18 protein-coding genes are annotated in these 16,938 nt (G+C 68.8%); all 18 read left to right on the top strand.

What is annotated here, in order from left to right; translation table 11 throughout:
* Nucleotides 1–51: 51 nt before the first annotated feature.
* The gene (locus VKZ50_18590) at nucleotides 52–969 is read left to right on the top strand and encodes an ABC transporter permease (GenBank protein ID HLJ61738.1); all 918 of its coding nucleotides are present in this window, start codon (nucleotides 52–54) and stop codon (nucleotides 967–969) included.
* Nucleotides 970–1,033: 64 nt separating this feature from the next.
* Nucleotides 1,034–1,843 carry an ABC transporter permease gene (locus VKZ50_18585; GenBank protein HLJ61737.1) on the top strand — a complete coding sequence of 270 codons (810 nt, stop codon included), beginning with the start codon at nucleotides 1,034–1,036 and terminating at the stop codon, nucleotides 1,841–1,843.
* A 140-nt stretch (nucleotides 1,844–1,983) separates the two neighbouring features.
* On the top strand, nucleotides 1,984–2,958 hold the full coding sequence (locus tag VKZ50_18580; GenBank protein ID HLJ61736.1) for a fumarylacetoacetate hydrolase family protein: 975 nt from the start codon (nucleotides 1,984–1,986) through the stop codon (nucleotides 2,956–2,958).
* Nucleotides 2,959–3,142: 184 nt separating this feature from the next.
* Nucleotides 3,143–4,537 (top strand): MFS transporter, encoded by a 1,395-nt coding sequence (locus tag VKZ50_18575; GenBank protein HLJ61735.1) that lies wholly within the window; start codon nucleotides 3,143–3,145, stop codon nucleotides 4,535–4,537.
* On the top strand, nucleotides 4,504–4,710 hold the full coding sequence (locus tag VKZ50_18570) for a hypothetical protein (protein ID HLJ61734.1): 207 nt from the start codon (nucleotides 4,504–4,506) through the stop codon (nucleotides 4,708–4,710). Before VKZ50_18575 ends, VKZ50_18570 begins: the two co-directional genes overlap by 34 nt.
* A gap of 697 nt (nucleotides 4,711–5,407) precedes the next feature.
* A complete protein-coding gene (locus VKZ50_18565) occupies nucleotides 5,408–5,572 on the top strand; it encodes a hypothetical protein (protein ID HLJ61733.1) in 165 nt (54 codons plus the stop codon).
* Entirely contained in the window at nucleotides 5,572–7,689 is a 2,118-nt protein-coding gene (topA, locus tag VKZ50_18560; GenBank protein ID HLJ61732.1) for a type I DNA topoisomerase, read from the top strand. The genes VKZ50_18565 and topA overlap by 1 nt, the downstream gene beginning before the upstream one ends.
* Nucleotides 7,686–8,243 (top strand): ATP-dependent protease subunit HslV, encoded by a 558-nt coding sequence (gene hslV / locus VKZ50_18555; protein HLJ61731.1) that lies wholly within the window; start codon nucleotides 7,686–7,688, stop codon nucleotides 8,241–8,243. The genes topA and hslV overlap by 4 nt, the downstream gene beginning before the upstream one ends.
* A 6-nt stretch (nucleotides 8,244–8,249) precedes the next feature.
* On the top strand, nucleotides 8,250–9,677 hold the full coding sequence (hslU, locus tag VKZ50_18550) for an ATP-dependent protease ATPase subunit HslU (protein HLJ61730.1): 1,428 nt from the start codon (nucleotides 8,250–8,252) through the stop codon (nucleotides 9,675–9,677).
* Complete coding sequence (locus VKZ50_18545) at nucleotides 9,674–10,387, top strand: carbonic anhydrase (protein HLJ61729.1); 714 nt, start codon at nucleotides 9,674–9,676, stop codon at nucleotides 10,385–10,387. Before hslU ends, VKZ50_18545 begins: the two co-directional genes overlap by 4 nt.
* A 289-nt stretch (nucleotides 10,388–10,676) precedes the next feature.
* Nucleotides 10,677–11,489 (top strand): 30S ribosomal protein S2, encoded by an 813-nt coding sequence (rpsB, locus tag VKZ50_18540; GenBank protein HLJ61728.1) that lies wholly within the window; start codon nucleotides 10,677–10,679, stop codon nucleotides 11,487–11,489.
* Nucleotides 11,490–11,558: 69 nt separating this feature from the next.
* Nucleotides 11,559–12,155 carry a translation elongation factor Ts gene (tsf, locus tag VKZ50_18535; GenBank protein ID HLJ61727.1) on the top strand — a complete coding sequence of 199 codons (597 nt, stop codon included), beginning with the start codon at nucleotides 11,559–11,561 and terminating at the stop codon, nucleotides 12,153–12,155.
* Nucleotides 12,155–12,931, top strand: coding sequence for a UMP kinase (gene pyrH / locus VKZ50_18530; GenBank protein HLJ61726.1), 777 nt, complete (start codon nucleotides 12,155–12,157; stop codon nucleotides 12,929–12,931). Before tsf ends, pyrH begins: the two co-directional genes overlap by 1 nt.
* Complete coding sequence (gene frr / locus VKZ50_18525; protein HLJ61725.1) at nucleotides 12,906–13,460, top strand: ribosome recycling factor; 555 nt, start codon at nucleotides 12,906–12,908, stop codon at nucleotides 13,458–13,460. Before pyrH ends, frr begins: the two co-directional genes overlap by 26 nt.
* Nucleotides 13,461–13,564: 104 nt before the next feature.
* On the top strand, nucleotides 13,565–13,813 hold the full coding sequence (locus VKZ50_18520) for a PASTA domain-containing protein (protein HLJ61724.1): 249 nt from the start codon (nucleotides 13,565–13,567) through the stop codon (nucleotides 13,811–13,813).
* A 165-nt stretch (nucleotides 13,814–13,978) separates the two neighbouring features.
* Entirely contained in the window at nucleotides 13,979–14,761 is a 783-nt protein-coding gene (locus VKZ50_18515; protein ID HLJ61723.1) for an isoprenyl transferase, read from the top strand.
* A complete protein-coding gene (locus tag VKZ50_18510; protein ID HLJ61722.1) occupies nucleotides 14,754–15,632 on the top strand; it encodes a phosphatidate cytidylyltransferase in 879 nt (292 codons plus the stop codon). The genes VKZ50_18515 and VKZ50_18510 overlap by 8 nt, the downstream gene beginning before the upstream one ends.
* Nucleotides 15,617–16,786, top strand: coding sequence for a 1-deoxy-D-xylulose-5-phosphate reductoisomerase (locus tag VKZ50_18505; protein HLJ61721.1), 1,170 nt, complete (start codon nucleotides 15,617–15,619; stop codon nucleotides 16,784–16,786). The genes VKZ50_18510 and VKZ50_18505 overlap by 16 nt, the downstream gene beginning before the upstream one ends.
* Nucleotides 16,787–16,938 lie beyond the last annotated feature (152 nt).

Raw genomic sequence — 16,938 nt, 5'->3', positions numbered from 1 at the left:
CGGGGTGGATGAGATGAACCCCGTCCACCCCGGGTAGGGGACGGTCCCCAGATGTCTCGGTATCTCCTCGGCCGCGCCGGCCAAGCGGTGCTGGCGATCTTTCTGGCGTTGACCGTCGTCTTTTTCCTCGTGCGGATCACCGGCGATCCCGTGATCCTGTTCCTCCCGCAGGATGTGCAGCCGAAGGACATCGTGTACTTTCGCCACCTGCTCGGGTTCGACCGACCGGTCTGGCAGCAGTACCTGTCGTTTCTTGGCGGGGCCGTGCACGGAGACTTCGGGCGATCGTTGCGATATCGGACCCCGGCGCTTTCGCTCGTGGTCTCCCGGCTCCCGGCGACATTTCAGCTAGCGGCCACCTCGCTCGCGATGGTGGCGTGCGCGGCCGTGCCCGTGGGGATCGCCTCCGCCGCCCGACGGGGCACGTTCGTGGACAACATCGGGATCGCCGCCACCGCGGCGGGACAGGCGGTTCCGGGATTCTGGTTGGGCCTCATGCTGATCTGGGTGTTTGGGGTCTGGCTACGCTGGCTGCCGGTCGCCGGGTACGGCGGATGGACGCACTTCGTCCTGCCGAGTCTGACCCTGACCGCGTTCTACGCGGCCCAGATCGCACGGATCACACGATCGTCGGTTCTCGACGCGCTCGGCCAGGACTACGTTCGGACCGCGCGCGCGAAGGGGATCCACGAGCGGGGCGTGCTCGCACGACACGTGCTCAAGAACGCGGCGATCCCGATCGTCACGGTGTTCGGTCTCAACGCCGGGCAGTTGCTCGGCGGGGCCGTCGTCACGGAGACGATCTTCGCCTGGCCCGGGATCGGACAGTACATCCTCAACGCGTTGCGCGGCCGCGACTTTCCGGTCGTGATGGTGGGCGTCTTCCTGACGTCGGCGATCTACATTCTCGTGAATTTTCTCGTCGACCTCTCGTACGTCTGGCTGAATCCCCAGGTGCGGTATGGCTGAGTCCGCCCGGTGGCTCGTTCCAAGGACGGGCGCGCTTCGGCGAGGCGGCAGGGGGCTTCCCGGGTTGTGGCGGAGCCGAACCGGCACGCTCGGCGTCGCGATCGTCGCGGTGGCCGTCCTGTGCGCGGCGCTGGCACCCGTGCTGGCTCCCTACAACCCGACCGCGGCACAGTTCTCGACCACGCTCCGACCTCCCAGCGCCGCGCACCCGTTCGGCACGGACCAACTGGGCCGCGACGTACTGTCGCGCGTCATCTTCGGCGCTCGGATCTCGCTGCTCGTGGGCGGCGTGACCGTGCTCATCTCGGGGTTCGTCGGCTGCGCGCTGGGGATGCTCTCCGGATACCTCGGCGGCTGGCTCGACGCGGCGGTGATGCGGCTCGCCGACGTGCAGCTCAGCTTTCCGTTCATCCTGCTCGCGCTGACCATTAACGCCGTCATCGGCGCGGGACTGCAGACGATCATGCTGAGCCTGGTCGTGGCCGGGTGGCCGCTGTACGTCCGGGTGGTGCGTGGCGAGATCCTCGCGCTCCGGCACCGGGAGTACGTGCAGGCAGCCATCGCGACCGGCGCGCGCAACGGGCGCGTGATGTGGCAGCACGTGCTGCCGAACGTCGCCACCCCGATCATCGTGGTCAGCACGCTGCAGGTCTCACAGTTCATCATCGCCGAGGCGACGATCAGCTTCCTCGGATTCGGGATACAGCCGCCGACCGCTGCGTGGGGTGGCATGGTGAGCGACGGACGGAACTACATCTTCTTCGCGTGGTGGCTCACGGCGTTTCCGGGGGCAGCCCTCGCGCTCACGGCGCTCGGCGTGAACCTCACGGGCGACTGGCTGCGCGACACGCTCGACCCGAGGCTGCGCACGTAGCGCAGCACCGGCGCCGGCGGACCGGGCCGCACGCGGGAGGGGATGCCCACCGCCTCGCGTAGTACCTTAAGCGGAGAGCCGCTCGGAACCGGTTTCTGTTCACGCTCATGTGGAGCGTTGAGGCGGAGGGAGGACATACGATGCGATTGGTGACGTTCAAGACGGGCTATGGCGCACGGCTCGGCGCGGTCGACGGGGATCACGTGGTCGACCTGAACGCGGCGTACGCCGCTCTGCTGGAGTCCCGCGGCGCGGCGCGCGCACACGCGCGCGCGCGCGCCGATGTGCCGGCGGATGCGACGCGGTTTCTGAGCGAGGGGGGCGACGCCCGACGTCGGGCGGAGGATGCGGTCGCGTTCTCGCGCCACGGTGCGGCCCCCGGCATCCGTGTGGCCCGTCGCGGGCTGGTCCTGCTGCCCGTCGTGCCACACCCGCCGAAGGTCATCTGCGTGGGGCTCAACTATCGGGACCACGCCGCGGAGACGGGGATGAAGATCCCGGACCACCCGGTGTTCTTTTCCAAGTTCACGTCGTGCCTGATCGGCGCCGGCCAGCCGATCGTGTTGCCGCGCGTGAGCGAGCAGCTGGACTACGAGGCCGAGCTGGCGATCGTCATCGGCCGGCCCGGCCGGTACATCGCTGAGACCGACGCGTACGCGCACGTCGCCGGCTACACGATCCTCAACGACGTCAGCGTGCGAGACTATCAGATGCGCACCAGCCAGTGGCTGATCGGGAAGGTCTTCGACCGGTCGACGCCGGTCGGGCCGGAGCTGGTGACGGCGGACGAGGTCCCGCACCCCGAGGCGCTGCGGCTTTCCACGACGGTCAACGGCCGGGTGTTGCAGGACTCGAACACCAGCAACTTCATTTTCGGGATCCCGCAGGTGATCGCGTCGATCTCCGAGATCCTGACGCTTGAACCGGGCGACCTGATTGCCACGGGAACGCCCGCCGGGGTCGGGTTCGCCCGCAAGCCGCCGATCTTTCTCCGGGACGGCGACGCGGTCGCGATTGAGATCGAGGCGTTGGGCCGGCTGGAGAATCCGGTGGTCGCCGAGTCCGTCCCCGCCCGCGCCGGCACTGCGCGGACCGGCGTCGGCCGGCGGCCCTAGGGCGGGGTCCCGAGCGCGCCGCTGCACGGCCCGGACGCGGTTCGGCGCGTCTGTGCGTCGCTAGCGCTAAGCGTACTCCAAGCTCCTGGCAACGGGCAGGAAAACTCAACCGAACCGCGAACTGCCGCGCACAGGTCTCCCGGGCCCGGGTGGCCGCACGCGTCCCACAGGAGGTGGTCGGCTGATGGAAGGCGTGTTCTCGCAACGCCGCTACCAAGTGCTCGGCACCGCATGGCTCGCGTGGTTCGTCAACTATATCGACCGTACTAAGACGGCGGCCCTGTTGCCGTTGATCATCGCCTCGCTCGGCATGACGACGAAGGAGACGGGGCAGGTCCTGTTCTGGTTCTTCCTCGGGTACGCATGCGTCCAACCGTTCGCCGGCTTCTTCACGGATCTGATCGGGCCCAAAAAGATGCTCGCGGTCACCATCGGCGCGTTTTCCGTGTTCACGTGGACGATGGCGTTTGTGGGCGACTGGCACCAACTGGCGCTGCGAAACCTCCTGTTCGGGATCGCGCAGGGGTTCGAGGTGACGGCTGGGTCGCGGCTGACCGCGACGTGGTTCCCGCCCAGCACGCGCGGCCGGGCGTTCGCCTTCCACCAGACCGCCTATACGATCGCGCCGATCCTGGTACCGTTCATCGTCGTGCCGATCGCACAGGCGACCGGGTCGTGGCGGTGGTCGTTCATGGTGGTGTCGTTCCTCGGCCTCCCGGTGCTCGCCGCGATCAACAAGTTTATCGTGGACCGTCCCGAGCGCGACCCGAAGATGACGCACCAGGAGCTGAACGTGATCTTCAGCGAGGAAGAACTGCGCACGCACCACGGCGACATCTCCGACCCGGCGCGGGCGCATCGCGTCGAGGAGCTTCCTCCGGGCGAGCGCCTTACACCCTACCATGAGATCTTCGCGAACCGGAACGTCGCGCTCATGTTTGGCGCGGGGTTCTTCTTCCTGCTGGCGTCGTGGGGGCTGACCACGTGGCTGCCGACCTACGGCGTGCAACAGCTCAAACTGCCGCTCATCGTCGCGGGCTCGCTGTCCTCGGTTGTCTATCTTGGGGCGCTCTGCGGAGTCCTCCTGAGCGGGTACCTGTCCGACATCGTGCTGAAGACCAAACGCACGCCGATTTGGCTGCTCGGCGGCCTGCTGATGGCGGTGACGATCGGGTGGGCGTCGACGTTTCGCCAGGGCGTGCCGATTATGACGGCCTACGTCGCGTTCTTCATCTCCGGGTTCGGCGCGTCGTGGACGCCGACCGGGACCCTGTTTGCGCCGTACCTGGCGGAGATCCTGACGCCGGGCGCGGTCGGGCGCTCGCTCGGTGTCGTTGTGCTCGGCGGCATGCTCGGGAGTACCGTGGCACAGCCGCTGACCGCGGCGATGGTTATCCAAACGCCCGCGGGACCCGACTTTCACCGTGCGTTCCTCATGTTCGCGACGTGCGGGATTCTCGGGTTCCTGTGCTGCGCGTCGTTGATCGAACCGCGCGTCCGTCGGACCTATCTCGGCTACCTCTTGTCCGGAGGGAGGGAGGGCACATGGCACCCCACGTCGCCCATGCCAGCAGCGTAATCCTGGCCCTTGCGGGCCCCGCGGCGAAGATGCGGGGTGCGGGCCCGGCGGACCCGATGCAGGACTTCGGGTCGTTGTGGTCGGTGGCCGTCGGGCTGAACGTGATCAACACGGTCATCGTGCTGTACTATCTCGTCCGGATCTGGATGCAGAAGGAGCGGCCGGTCGCCTAGGGTCCACCGCACGTCTTGTGTGCGGCCGGCGGCGTTGTGTGGCTCGCGCGCCGCCGGCCGCCACGCGATACCGCCGGGCACCAGCGGTGTCGCTGCACGCAGCGTCTGTCACGCCTCCAGCTCCGATCGAGCGAGGTCCTCTCGATCTCCTGATATCACGCCATCGGCGCCACGGTCGGCGAGGCTCCACCGGCGTCAGCATGCTCGTGCGACCGCGCACGCGCGCCTCGTTCATTTGACAATGCAAGACATCGGGGTATAGAATCCATGGGCGGTGCGGGCCGAAGTGTCGCAGCCTGATCGCGGCGCGTGTAGCGCCGCCCATCGGTCCGACGCGTATTGTCGGTGAGACGCATGTTCGGATCGACATGCACGGCGCTCCCGGCGTCCGAATCGGTGCTCGCCGCGGTTGAAGGAATAGGGACCGGGGCGGCCGCGTTGGCCGTCGGGAGGAGCCGGGTGGCGTTGCGCGGCCGCGGTGCCGTGGGCGTCCTTGGACAGGTGCCCATCTGGCGCCCGCGTCCGTTCGGTCCTCCGCGCGGGAACAATGCTCGTCCCCAGCAGAGCGCCGCTCTTTAATGGAAGCGATGTTGGCGACGCGGCACGGGGCGCGGTGCTATCGGAGCGGCGGAGTGGGCCGGGACCGAGCGAGGCCGCCCCGCAGGGCCCGGTGGGTGTCACCATTCGGGAGGAATTTGTGCATATTGACGATATGATCGCGCGGTCGGGACTCGGGGCCGCGCAGGGGACGGCCGTACCCGCGGTGCTGGAGATCCGTGGAGTGGTGCGGTACGTCGCCGGCAAGGGCCTCGCCAGGCGCGGACCTGGCCGAGCCGGACATTCCGAGTCAGGAGGCGCGTAGTGGCAAAATCACTCGTGGTGGTAGAGTCGCCGACCAAGGCGCGGACGCTCAAGAAGCTGCTGGACCGGCGGTACGACGTGGTCGCGTCGATGGGACACGTCAAGGATCTTCCGCGGAGCCAGCTCGGGGTGGACGTGGAGCACGAGTTCACACCCAAGTACGTCGTGCCGAAGGGCAAAGGGCCGGTGATCAAGGAACTCAAGTCGGCCGCCAAAAAGGCGTCCGCCGTCTACCTCGCGACCGATCCAGACCGCGAGGGCGAAGCCATTTCTTGGCATCTGGCGACCATCCTCCAGCAGGTCAACCCCAAGATCAAGCGCATCGAATTTCACGAGGTGACCAAGGACGCGGTGCGGCGTGCGCTGCAGGCGCCGCGCGACATCGACATCAGCCGTGTGAACGCGCAGCAGGCCCGCCGCGTGCTGGACCGTCTCGTCGGGTACAAGTTGAGCCCGCTCTTGTGGCGCAAGGTGCGCGGGGGATTGAGCGCGGGCCGCGTCCAGTCGGTGGCGGTGCGTCTGATCTGCGAGCGCGAAAGCGAAATCGAGGCGTTCGTGCCCCAGGAGTACTGGTCCATTGCGGCGCGCCTCACCCGCCTCGGCGACGAGACGCCGTTTGTGGCGCGCCTCGTGACGAAGGGCGGCGACAAGATCACGATCGGCAACCAGGCGGAGGCGGACGCGCTCGTCCGGGAGTTGGAGCGAGTGCCGTATGTGGTGGCCGAGGTGCGGCGCCGTGACCAGCAGCGGCACCCCACCGCGCCGTTCACGACGAGCACGCTCCAGCAGGAAGCAAACCGGAAGATCGGGTACTCGGCGGCGCGCACGATGGTCGTCGCCCAGCAACTCTACGAAGGGCTCGACGTCGGGCCCGAGGGCACGGTCGGGTTGATCACGTATATGCGCACCGACGCGGTCCACGTGGCGGCGGAAGCGCAGGAGCAGGCCCGCACCTTCATCGCGGAGACGTACGGCGCGCCGTACGTGCCGGCGGACCCACGCCGCTACACGTCCCGCCGAGGCGCGCAGGGCGCCCACGAGGCGATCCGGCCGACGTCGGTGGCGCGCACCCCGGAGTCCGTCAAGCCCTTCCTGAAGGCCGACCAGCACAAAGTGTACAAGCTGATCTGGGAACGCTTCGTCGCGAGCCAGATGGCGTCCGCGGTGATGGACACGCTCGCCGTGGACATCACCGCAGGGCCGTACGGGTTCCGGGCGACTGGGTCTCGCGTGAAGTTTCCGGGATTTCTCCGGGTCTATCTGGAAGGTCGGGACAACGGGGACGAGGAGACCCCGGAGGGCTGGCTCCCCGATCTCAGCGATGGGGAGCGGTTGCGCCTCCTCGGGCTCGATCCCGCGCAGCACTTTACACAGCCGCCGCCCCGCTACACCGAGGCGACGCTCGTGCGAGCGCTCGAGGACCGCGGCATCGGTCGGCCGAGCACGTACGCGCCGATCATCGAGACGATCAAGCACCGCGGCTACGTCGAGCTCGAAGACCGGCGGTTCTACCCCACCGATCTCGGCGTGCTGGTGAACTCCTTGCTCGTCGAGCACTTTCCGAGCGTGCTCGACGTCGAGTTCACGGCGCACATGGAGGAGGATCTGGACCGGGTCGAGGAGGGGGTGGAGGATTGGGTCGGCCTGATCCGCGCGTTCTACGGGCCTTTCGAGGAGGTCCTCCACCGGGCGGAGCAGAGCATCGAGGAAGTCGAGATGGTCCCGGAGGAGATCGGCGAGCTATGCCCTCGCTGCAGCCGGCCGCTGGTGAAGCGGCGCGGTCGCTACGGGGAGTTCATCGCCTGCTCAGGGTACCCGGAGTGCTCGTACACCCGGCCGGTCGGCATCGGCGTGCGGTGCCCGCTCGACAACGGGGAGATCGTGGAGCGGCGAACTCGCAAGGGGCGCATCTTCTACGGGTGCGCGAACTACCCGGCGTGCACGTTCACATCCTGGGACCGGCCCGTCGGGCGGATCTGTCCCGAGTGCGGCCACATCCTGGTGACGAAGCGGGCCCGGCGCGGCACGACGCCGCCCGTGGTCTGCAGCAACAAGGCGTGCACATACAAGGAGGCGCCGGCGTCCCGCGAACCGGAGCAGGTGGGCAGCCCGTCGTGACCGGACGGCAGTGCCGGCCGGCCAGCCCGCGAATCCGGTCGACGACAGTAGTGGCGGTGCGGCGGGACGGCCGGATCGCGTTGGCCGGCGACGGGCAGGTCAGCATCGGCAACACCGTGCTGAAGCACGGCGCGCGGAAGACCCGGCGCATCGGCGAGAACGTGTTGGTGGGCTTTGCCGGATCCGCGGCAGACGGCCTGACCCTCTTCGAACGCCTCGAGCAAAAGCTCGCGGAAACCCACGGGCACCTGGCCCGGGCGATCGTGGCGTTGGCGAAGGACTGGCGCACGGACCGCATTCTGCGCCGGCTCGAGGCGCTGCTGGTCGTCGCCGATCGCGAGCATTTGTACGTGCTGTCGGGCAGCGGCGACATCATCGAACCCGACGACGGGGTGGCCGCGATCGGCTCCGGCGGTCCCTACGCACTCGCGGCGGCGCGGGCGCTGCTGAGGCACTCGTCGCTCGCCGCGGAGGAAATCGCCCGGGAGGCGCTGCGCGTGGCGAGCGAGATCTGCGTCTTTACGAACGATCAGGTGACCGTGGAGGTTTTGTAGCCGGCCATGGAAGCGCGCGCGCGTCTCGAGGACCGGCTGACGATTGAGAGCCTGACACCCCGGCGAATTGTGGAAGAGCTCGACAAGTTCATTGTGGGCCAGGCCGCCGCGAAGCGTGCGGTCGCGATCGCGCTGCGAAACCGGTACCGACGGAGCCGTCTCGGCGCGGAGATGCGCGACGAGGTCATCCCCAAGAACATCCTGATGATCGGCCCGACCGGCGTCGGCAAGACCGAGATCGCGCGCCGTCTGGCACGCCTGGCCGCCGCCCCGTTCGTGAAGGTCGAGGCGACGAAGTTCACCGAGGTCGGCTACGTCGGCCGTGACGTCGACTCGATGATCCGGGACCTGGTGGAAACCGCGATCCAGATGGTCCGCAGCGAGCAGGTCGGCAAGGTGGGGGAGCGGGCCGCGACGCAGGCCCGCGACCGTCTGGTGGAGATCCTGGCGCCGGCGCCGCGCAAGGACCAGGGGTTTTCCAATCCCCTGGAGATGCTGTTCGGCGGCCGCACGTCCCCGCCCGCCCCGGAGCCCGGTGCCGCCGCCCCAGACGATCTTCATGCGCGCCGGGCGGCGATGCGGGCGCAGCTCGACCGCGGGGAACTCGACCGGGATACGGTGGAGATCGAGGTCGAAGAGAGCGCCTTTCCGACCGTGGAGGTGTTTTCGGGGCAGGGCGTGGAGGAGATGGGGATCAACCTGCAGGATCTCTTCGGCAGCGTGCTGCCGCGCCGGCGAAAGCGGCGCCGCATGCTGGTGCCGGATGCGCTCCGGGTTCTCACGAACGAGGAGGCGCAGAAGCTGATCGACATGGACGAGGTCGTTCGCGAGGGCATCCGCCGCGCGGAGCAGGCCGGGATCGTGTTTATCGACGAGCTCGACAAGATCTCCGGGCGGGAGGGCGGCGCCGGGCCCGACGTCTCCCGCGAAGGCGTGCAGCGCGACATCCTGCCGATCATCGAAGGGTCCACGGTGACGACCAAGCACGGAGCCGTCCGCACCGACCACATGCTGTTCATCGCCGCGGGAGCGTTTCACGTGAGCCGGCCGTCGGATCTGATCCCCGAGCTGCAGGGCCGGCTCCCGATCCGCGTGGAGCTGGGGTCGCTCACCGAGGCGGATTTCGTACGGATCCTCGTCGAACCGGAAAACGCGCTGACCAAACAGTACGCGGCCCTGTTGGCCACCGAGGGCGTGATTGTGGAGTTCCCGCCGGACGGTGTCCAGGAGATCGCGCGGATCGCGGCGGCGGTGAACGCGGAGCACGAGGACATCGGAGCCCGGCGGCTGCACACGATCTTGGAGAAGGTGACCGAGGCGCTCTCGTTCGCGGCCCCCGAGGCGCCGGCGCACGTCGTCATCGATGCGGCCTACGTCCGTGAGCGACTCGCCGGGATCCTGGCCGACCACGACCTGCGGAGGTACGTGCTGTGACCAGGGCTGTGGACGTGACGGCGGCGGGCGATTATGCTCGGCGGCTGTCCCGCAGGGATCTGCTCGCCGCGGCCGCGGCGGCCGGGTTGGCGGGCGGGATGACCGCCGCCGCGTTGCCCCAGCGGCCGGCGGAGGCGCAGAGCGCGCTCTCGCCCGACCAGGCGCTCGAGCGGCTGATGACGGGGAACGCCCGGTACGTCAATGGCGGCCTGACCGCGTTCAACGCGGACCTTGCGATCCTCAAGCAGGGCACCGCGGAGAAACAGGAACCCTTCGCCTCGGTGTTGTCGTGCGCGGACTCGCGCGTGCCCGTGGAGATCGCGTTCGACCAGAGTATCGGGCACGTGTTCGTTTGCCGGGTCGCCGGCAACGTCGGGACTCCCGAGATCATCGGTAGTCTGGAGTACGGGGCGGCGGTCCTGGGGACGCCGCTGATCGTGGTGCTCGGGCATGGGCGGTGCGGGGCGGTGTCGGCGGCGATCGCGAACAAAGCGGTGCCCGGGCAGATCAGCAGTCTCTTCCCACACCTCCGCCCGGCGGTGCAGCGGGCCGGGTCCAACCTCGAGGCCGCGATCAAGGCAAACGCGACGATCCAGGCGGAGCTGCTCCGGACCTCGTCCCCGGTGCTCGCGGGACTCGCCAAGGAAGGGAAGCTCAAGATCGTCGCGGCGTACTACGAGCTGACGACCGGACGCGTGTCGCTCCTCTAACCGCGTCAGCGTCACCGCGGGCGGTGGTCGCTGCGGAGGACGCGCCTCACGAACGGGCTCCGCTCGATGCACGACATTTGATCACGTGCGCGGCGCGCTGGTGCACGCGCCGTGCGTTTGTCTCCCTTCCGGGCCTATGTTATACTACGTCAGGACTTTCGCACGCTCCAGGGACCGGACCGGCGGTGCCCGGACGACGTCGCGATCCCCGGCGGGGAGTCGGGGTGCGCGTCCGGGTTCCGGTGCGGAATGAACGGGGCGGACGCATAACCGGAAAGGGGAGGGTATCGTGGCTGTTGTCACGATGAAGCAGTTGCTCGAGGCGGGCGTTCACTTCGGCCACCAGACGCGCCGGTGGAACCCCAAGATGTCCCGTTTCATCTTCACCCAGCGCAACGGGATCCACATCATCGACCTGCAGAAGTCCGTGCCGCTGATCGAGACGGCCTACCGGTTCGTCCGGGACACCGTCGCCTCGGGCGGTACCGTGCTGTTCGTCGGGACGAAGAAGCAGGCGCAGGACGCGATCCGCGAGGAGTCGACGCGGGCGCACCAGTTCTACGTCAACCAGCGCTGGCTCGGCGGCATGCTCACGAACTTCGCGACGATCAAGAGCCGCATCGACCGGCTGCACGAGCTCGTCGAGATCCGCGATAACGGGACGCTGGAGATCCTTCCGAAGCGGGAGCAGGCCGGGCTGATGGACGAGCTGGCTCGGTTGGAGAAATACCTCGGCGGGATCTCGGAGATGAAGACGCTGCCGACCGCCGTCTACATCGTCGACACGCGCAAGGAACACATCGCAATCGCGGAGGCGCGCAAACTCGGCATCCCGATCGTGGCGATCATCGACACGAACTGCGATCCGGATGAAGCCGACTATCCGGTTCCGGGGAACGACGATGCGATTCGCGCCGTGCGGTTGATCACCAACCGGATCGCGAACGCGGCGCAGGAAGGGTACGAGGAGCGCCGGAAAGCCGAGGTCCTCGAAGAGGAAGCGGCGGCCGCGGACGCGGTCGAACCCGCTCCGATGGCGGCGCTGCCAGGCGAGGAAGAGGTTGTCGACGAGGCGGTGGAGGAGCAGGAAGTTCAGGCGTAGCGCGCCGCCCGACCGCCACGGCGGGCGTGGCGCGTCCGTTCGGCACGAGGGACACACAGGAGGCACGGGTTGGCTGACATCAGCGTGAACCAGGTGAAGGAGTTGCGGGCCCGGACCGGCGCCGGCATCGTGGACTGCAAGAACGCCCTCACCGAAGCGGGGGGCAACCTCGAGAAGGCGCAGATGCTGCTGCGGGCCAAGGGCCTGGCGGCCGCGGACAAGAAGAGCGGTCGCGTGGCGAAGGAAGGCCTCGTCGCGTCGTACATCCACGGCGAAGGGCGGCTCGGCGTGCTCGTCGAGATCAACTGCGAGACAGATTTCGTCGCGCGGACACCGGAGTTCAAGGCGCTCGCGCGGGACGTGGCGATGCAGATCGCGGCGAGCGATCCTCGGTACGTCTCCCGTGACGAGATCTCGGCCGAAACGATCACGGCGGAGCGCGAGATCTATCTCGCCCAGGCCAAGAACGAGGGGAAGCCGGACGCGATCGCTCCCAGGATCGCCGAAGGGAAGCTCGAGAAGTGGTTCGGGACGGTGTGTCTGCTCGACCAGCCGTTCATCCGCGACGACAGCAAGAAGGTCGCCGACGTGGTGAAGGAAGCGATCGCGAAAACCGGTGAGAACATCCAGATCCGCCGGTTCGCCCGGTTCCGGCTGGGGGAGTAATGGCGACGCCCGGCGCCGTTGAGCCCACCGCCGGCTACCGGCGGATCCTGTTGAAGCTCAGCGGCGAGGCGCTCGCCGGCACGGCCAGCGTGGGCGTGGATTCCGAGGTGTTGCACCTCGTCGCGCGAGAGGTGAGGTCGGTCAGGGACGCTGGCGTGGACGTCGCGATCGTTGTCGGCGGCGGCAACATCGTCCGCGGCGTTCAGATGGCCGAAAAGACGGGGGTCGCGCGCGTGACCGCCGACTACATGGGCCTGCTCGCGACGGTAATCAACGCGCTGGCGCTGCAGGACGCGATGGAGCGCGAGGGGCTCGAGACCCGGGTCCAGACCGCGGTGGAGATGCGGCAGGTGGCGGAACCTTACATCCGCCGACGGGCGATCCGCCATCTCGAGAAGGGGCGTGTTGTCATCTTCGCGGGCGGCACCGGCAGCCCGTACTTCACGACCGACACGGCGGCCGCGTTGCGGGCGATCGAGATCGAAGCCAACGCCATCCTGATGGCCAAGAAGGGCGTGGACGGCGTCTACGACAAGGACCCGCGGGAGAGCGCGGATGCGGTCCGCTTCCGCACGCTGGACTATATGGACGTGCTGAACCGGGGTCTCAAGGTGATGGACGCGACGGCGACGTCGCTGTGCATGGACAACGGCATGCCGATCATCGTGTTCGACATCGCCCGGCCCGGCAACGTGAAGCGGGCGGTGTTCGGAGAGGAGATCGGCACCCTGGTGGGAGGAGGGGCCGAGGATGCACGCCGTGCTCGCGGACGCTAAGTCGCACATGCAGAAGGCGGTGGAGGCGGCCAAGCGGGAGTTTGCTGGCGTTCGAACGGGCCGGGCCAGCCCCGCGTTGCTTGAGCGCGTCACCGTGGACTACTACGGGGTGCCGACGCCGGTGACGCAGGTCGCGACGGTCACCGTGCCCGATCCCCGGTTGATCGTCATCCAACCGTGGGACAAGAACCTGGTCCGCGAGATCGAACGCGCGATCCAGAAGAGCGAGCTTGGGCTGAACCCCGCGAACGATGGGAACGTAATACGACTGCCGATCCCGTCGCTGACGGGGGACCGGCGGCGCGATCTCGTGAAAGTGGTTCACAAGCAGGCCGAGGAGGCCCGGGTCGCGGTGCGCAACATCCGCCGGGACCACAAAGAGCAGCTCGAGCGGCTGGAGAAAAAGGGCGAGTTGTCCGAGGATGACGGACGGCGCGCCGTCGAGGATCTACAGAAGCTGACCGATCAGTACATCAAGGAGATCGAGGGCCTGTTGGCCGCCAAGGAGGCGGAGATCACCGAGGTGTGAGCCGGGTCGAGGCGCCAGCGACCCTCGGGTCCCGAGCGCGCGGAACCAGCCCCGCAGATCCGGTGACGATCCTGATCCACGCGCGGCGCGATGGAGCCACAACGATGAGCGCGGAACGACGTCCTCCCGATATCGTCGGCTATACGCTCGATGTCGCCCGCGAGCGCCTCGCCGAGGCGGGGTGGCCGGCGGTCGAGGTCGTGGAGGCGCGCTCACCGAAACGGACCCTTCACCCGCCCCAGCGTGTGGTGCGCCAGCGGACCGGCACGGGGGATCGGGTGCTGTTGGTGGTGTGCGGTGAACGGTCGGATGAACCCGAGCGTGCGCGTGATCGCGAGCGGTCGGCCGGGTGACCGACGCGGGTAGGCCTGGCATCGACAGGTGTGAGCACGCGGCACCCCGGTGCGCGGGTGTGGGAGCGGAGACGTGGCCCCCTGACGTTGAGGGGGCCGTCTTGCATCGAACCGGAGGGCCCGCGGCGACTCCGTGCCGCCGGCGCGACGGGTGCGAGGAGTGATATGCGCGCGACCGAACATGAGGCATCCGCGGAACTCAAGCAGCGCGAGGACGTCTTGCGGGCCTCGCTCGACCCAACGCGCATCCCGCGCCACGTCGCGATCATCATGGACGGCAACGGACGCTGGGCCGAGCTCCGGGGTCTGCCGCGGCTGGAGGGCCACCGAGAAGGACGCGAGGCCATACGGCGCACGCTCGAGGGGGCGCGAGAGTGCGGCGTGGAGATCCTGACCCTCTACGCGTTCAGCACCGAGAATTGGCGGCGGCCGCCCGAAGAAGTGCAGGCCCTGATGAGCCTGTTGATCGAAACGTTGGAGTTGGAGGCGGAAGGCCTCAACCGCAACGGGGTCCGCTTCCGGGCCTCTGGGTTGATTGCGGAGATGCCCGACGACGTGCAGGGAGCGCTCGCACGCGTCATCGCTCTGACCCGCGACAACACCTCGGTGACGCTGAACCTCGCGCTGAATTACGGCGGACGGCGGGAGCTGACCGAGGCGGCGAGACGGCTGGCCGAGGCCGTGGCGGCGCGACGCCTGTCGGTCGACGCGATCGACGAGGACGCGATGGCGAGTCGCCTCTTCGCCCCGGATCTGCCCGATCCCGATCTGCTGATCCGGACCGGTGGCGAGCAGCGGCTGAGCAACTTCTTGCTCTGGCAGGCCGCCTACGCGGAACTGTACTTCACCGACGTGCGCTGGCCGGATTTCGGCAAACTCGACCTCTTCGCCGCGATCCGGGAGTTCCAGGGGCGGGACCGACGATTCGGGGGCGTCGACCTTGGATAGCCTGCCGCGCCCCGGCGGTGTCGTGACGCCGCCGACGCCCGTGCCCGTCATCGGGCCCGAGCGCACCCTGCTGAGCCGCACCGTTACGGCGCTGGTCGGCGGGGCGCTCACGGTCGGCCTCATCATGCTCGGACTGCCCTGGTTGCCGGTCGGGGTGACCGTGGTCGTCGTGATCGGCCTCTGGGAGTTCTACCGCATGGCGGAGCGAGCCGGCTACCATCCCGTGTGGGAGGCGGGGATCGTGGGCGGTGTGCTGTTCGTCGCCGCGGCCGCGTATCCGTCCGCGTGGGAACCGATGCTGGTGCCGGCGCTGCTGGTGTACACGATGCTGGTGCAGTTGCGCGGCGGCCGGGCGGACCGGGCCTTGGCCAACGCCGGCGTGACGCTGCTCGGCGCTCTGTACGTCGGTTACCTCTTCAGCTACCTGGTCCGGCTGCGCGCGCTTCCGTTCGGGGCGGCGCACGCCGCCGGGCCGCTGCCGGCGCTGCTCGTCGTCTGTGTCGTCTGGGCGTCCGACAGCGCGGCGTACTTTGTGGGCCTGGCGTGGGGGCGGCGGAAGCTGCTGCCGACGATCAGCCCCCGCAAGTCGCTCGAAGGGGCCGCGGGAGGCGTCGCCGCCGGCACCTTCGCCGGCGCGGCGTTCGCCGTGATCTTCGGACTGCCGCCTGCGGTCGGGGCGGTGGTCGGTGTGGTCTGCGCGCTCGCCGCCGTGTGCGGTGACCTGTGGGAGTCCGCGGTCAAGCGGGAGGTCGGCGTGAAGGACGCGGGGTTCGTGCTGCCCGGCCATGGCGGCATCCTCGATCGTTTCGACGGACTCCTCCTGGCCGCGGTCGCCGGGTATGCGGTAATGACCTGGTGGCCGGGACGCTGATGCGGCGCGTCATCGTGCTCGGATCCACCGGGTCGATCGGGCGGGCGGCGCTCGACGTGGCCCGCCGTCTGCGGGACCACGTGGAAGTCGTGGGGTTGTCGGCGCGACACGATGTCGCGACGCTTGCAACGCAGGTTCGGGAGTTCCGCCCTGCCGCCGTCGCGGTCGATACTCCGGGGGCCGTCGACGCGCTGCGGGACGCGGCGCCGGAATGGCGGGGAGAGGTGTTCCGCGGTCCCGAGGCGCTCTCCGCGTTGGCATCCGGACCGATGGCCGATGTCGTGCTCGTCGCGGTCGTCGGAATTGCGGGTCTGCGTCCGACGCTCGCCGCGCTCGCCTCCGGCCGCGACGTCGCCCTGGCGACGAAGGAAGTGCTCGTCGCAGCGGGCGCGCTCGTGATGGAGGCGGCGGCGCGTGCGGGACACCGGGTGCTGCCGGTGGACAGCGAGCCGTCCGCGGTGTTCCAGTGTCTTGCCGGTCGCGATGTGCGCGATGTCGCGCGGCTGTGGCTGACGGCGTCGGGCGGCCCGTTTCTTCGGACCCCTGCCGACGCGATGGACGCGGTGACGCCCGCCGCGGCCTTGCGGCATCCCACGTGGCGGATGGGGGCGAAGGTGACGATCGACTCCGCCACGCTCATGAACAAGGGGTTTGAGGTGATCGAGGCGCACTGGCTGTTCGACGTTCCGTCCGAGCGAATCGAGGTCGTGATCCATCCGCAGAGCATCGTGCACTCGTGTGTGGAACTGACCGACGGCGCCGTGCTCGCCCAATTGGGGCCGCGCGACATGCGGATCCCGATTCAGTACGCGCTGACCTACCCGTCGCGCAGGACGAGCCCGGTCGCGCCGCTCGATCTGCGGCAGCTCGGAGCGCTCGGGTTCGAGCCGCCCGATCCGGGCCGGTTCCCCTGCCTCGGGTACGCTCGGGAGGCGCTCGCGCGCAGCGGCACCGCCCCTGCGGCGTTGGGGGCGGCCGACGAGACCGCCGTGCAGCTCTTTCTCGACGGACGGATCGGTTTTCTCGAGATCGCGCGAGTGATCCGCCGCGTGCTCGATCGCCATCGCGTTCGTCCCGCCGATTCGCTGGAGGGCGTGCTCGAGGCCGACCGGGAGGCCCGCACGGACGCGGCGGCGGCGTATGCAGCGATGTGAAGCGCCGCGCGCTGCGGCCCGGACGGCGGCGATCGCTGGCGACGTGTTCTGTTCGGCGTGCCCGGGGTCCCCGAGGACTCGCGTCACCTGGGCGAACGCTCGGGGGGGGCAAAGGGAGGGTGGTTGGCGGTGCCAACGATAGTCTTAGCGAT

The sequence above is a fragment of the bacterium genome (genome assembly GCA_035295165.1).
Lineage (GTDB): Bacteria > Sysuimicrobiota > Sysuimicrobiia > Sysuimicrobiales > Segetimicrobiaceae > JAJPIA01.
The sequence above is the reverse complement of the archived record's forward strand: the minus strand, read 5'-3'. Positions and strand labels throughout refer to the sequence as shown.

Bases quoted from the DNA above. Each gene is read 5' to 3' on its own strand.
- VKZ50_18590 (HLJ61738.1), top strand. From the start codon at position 52: ATGTCTCGGTATCTCCTCGGCCGCGCCGGCCAAGCGGTGCTGGCGATC.
- VKZ50_18580 (HLJ61736.1), top strand. From the start codon at position 1,984: ATGCGATTGGTGACGTTCAAGACGGGCTATGGCGCACGGCTCGGCGCG.
- VKZ50_18575 (HLJ61735.1), top strand. From the start codon at position 3,143: ATGGAAGGCGTGTTCTCGCAACGCCGCTACCAAGTGCTCGGCACCGCA.
- VKZ50_18570 (HLJ61734.1), top strand. From the start codon at position 4,504: ATGGCACCCCACGTCGCCCATGCCAGCAGCGTAATCCTGGCCCTTGCG.
- hslU (HLJ61730.1), top strand. From the start codon at position 8,250: ATGGAAGCGCGCGCGCGTCTCGAGGACCGGCTGACGATTGAGAGCCTG.
- pyrH (HLJ61726.1), top strand. From the start codon at position 12,155: ATGGCGACGCCCGGCGCCGTTGAGCCCACCGCCGGCTACCGGCGGATC.
- frr (HLJ61725.1), top strand. From the start codon at position 12,906: ATGCACGCCGTGCTCGCGGACGCTAAGTCGCACATGCAGAAGGCGGTG.
- VKZ50_18520 (HLJ61724.1), top strand. From the start codon at position 13,565: ATGAGCGCGGAACGACGTCCTCCCGATATCGTCGGCTATACGCTCGAT.
- VKZ50_18515 (HLJ61723.1), top strand. From the start codon at position 13,979: ATGCGCGCGACCGAACATGAGGCATCCGCGGAACTCAAGCAGCGCGAG.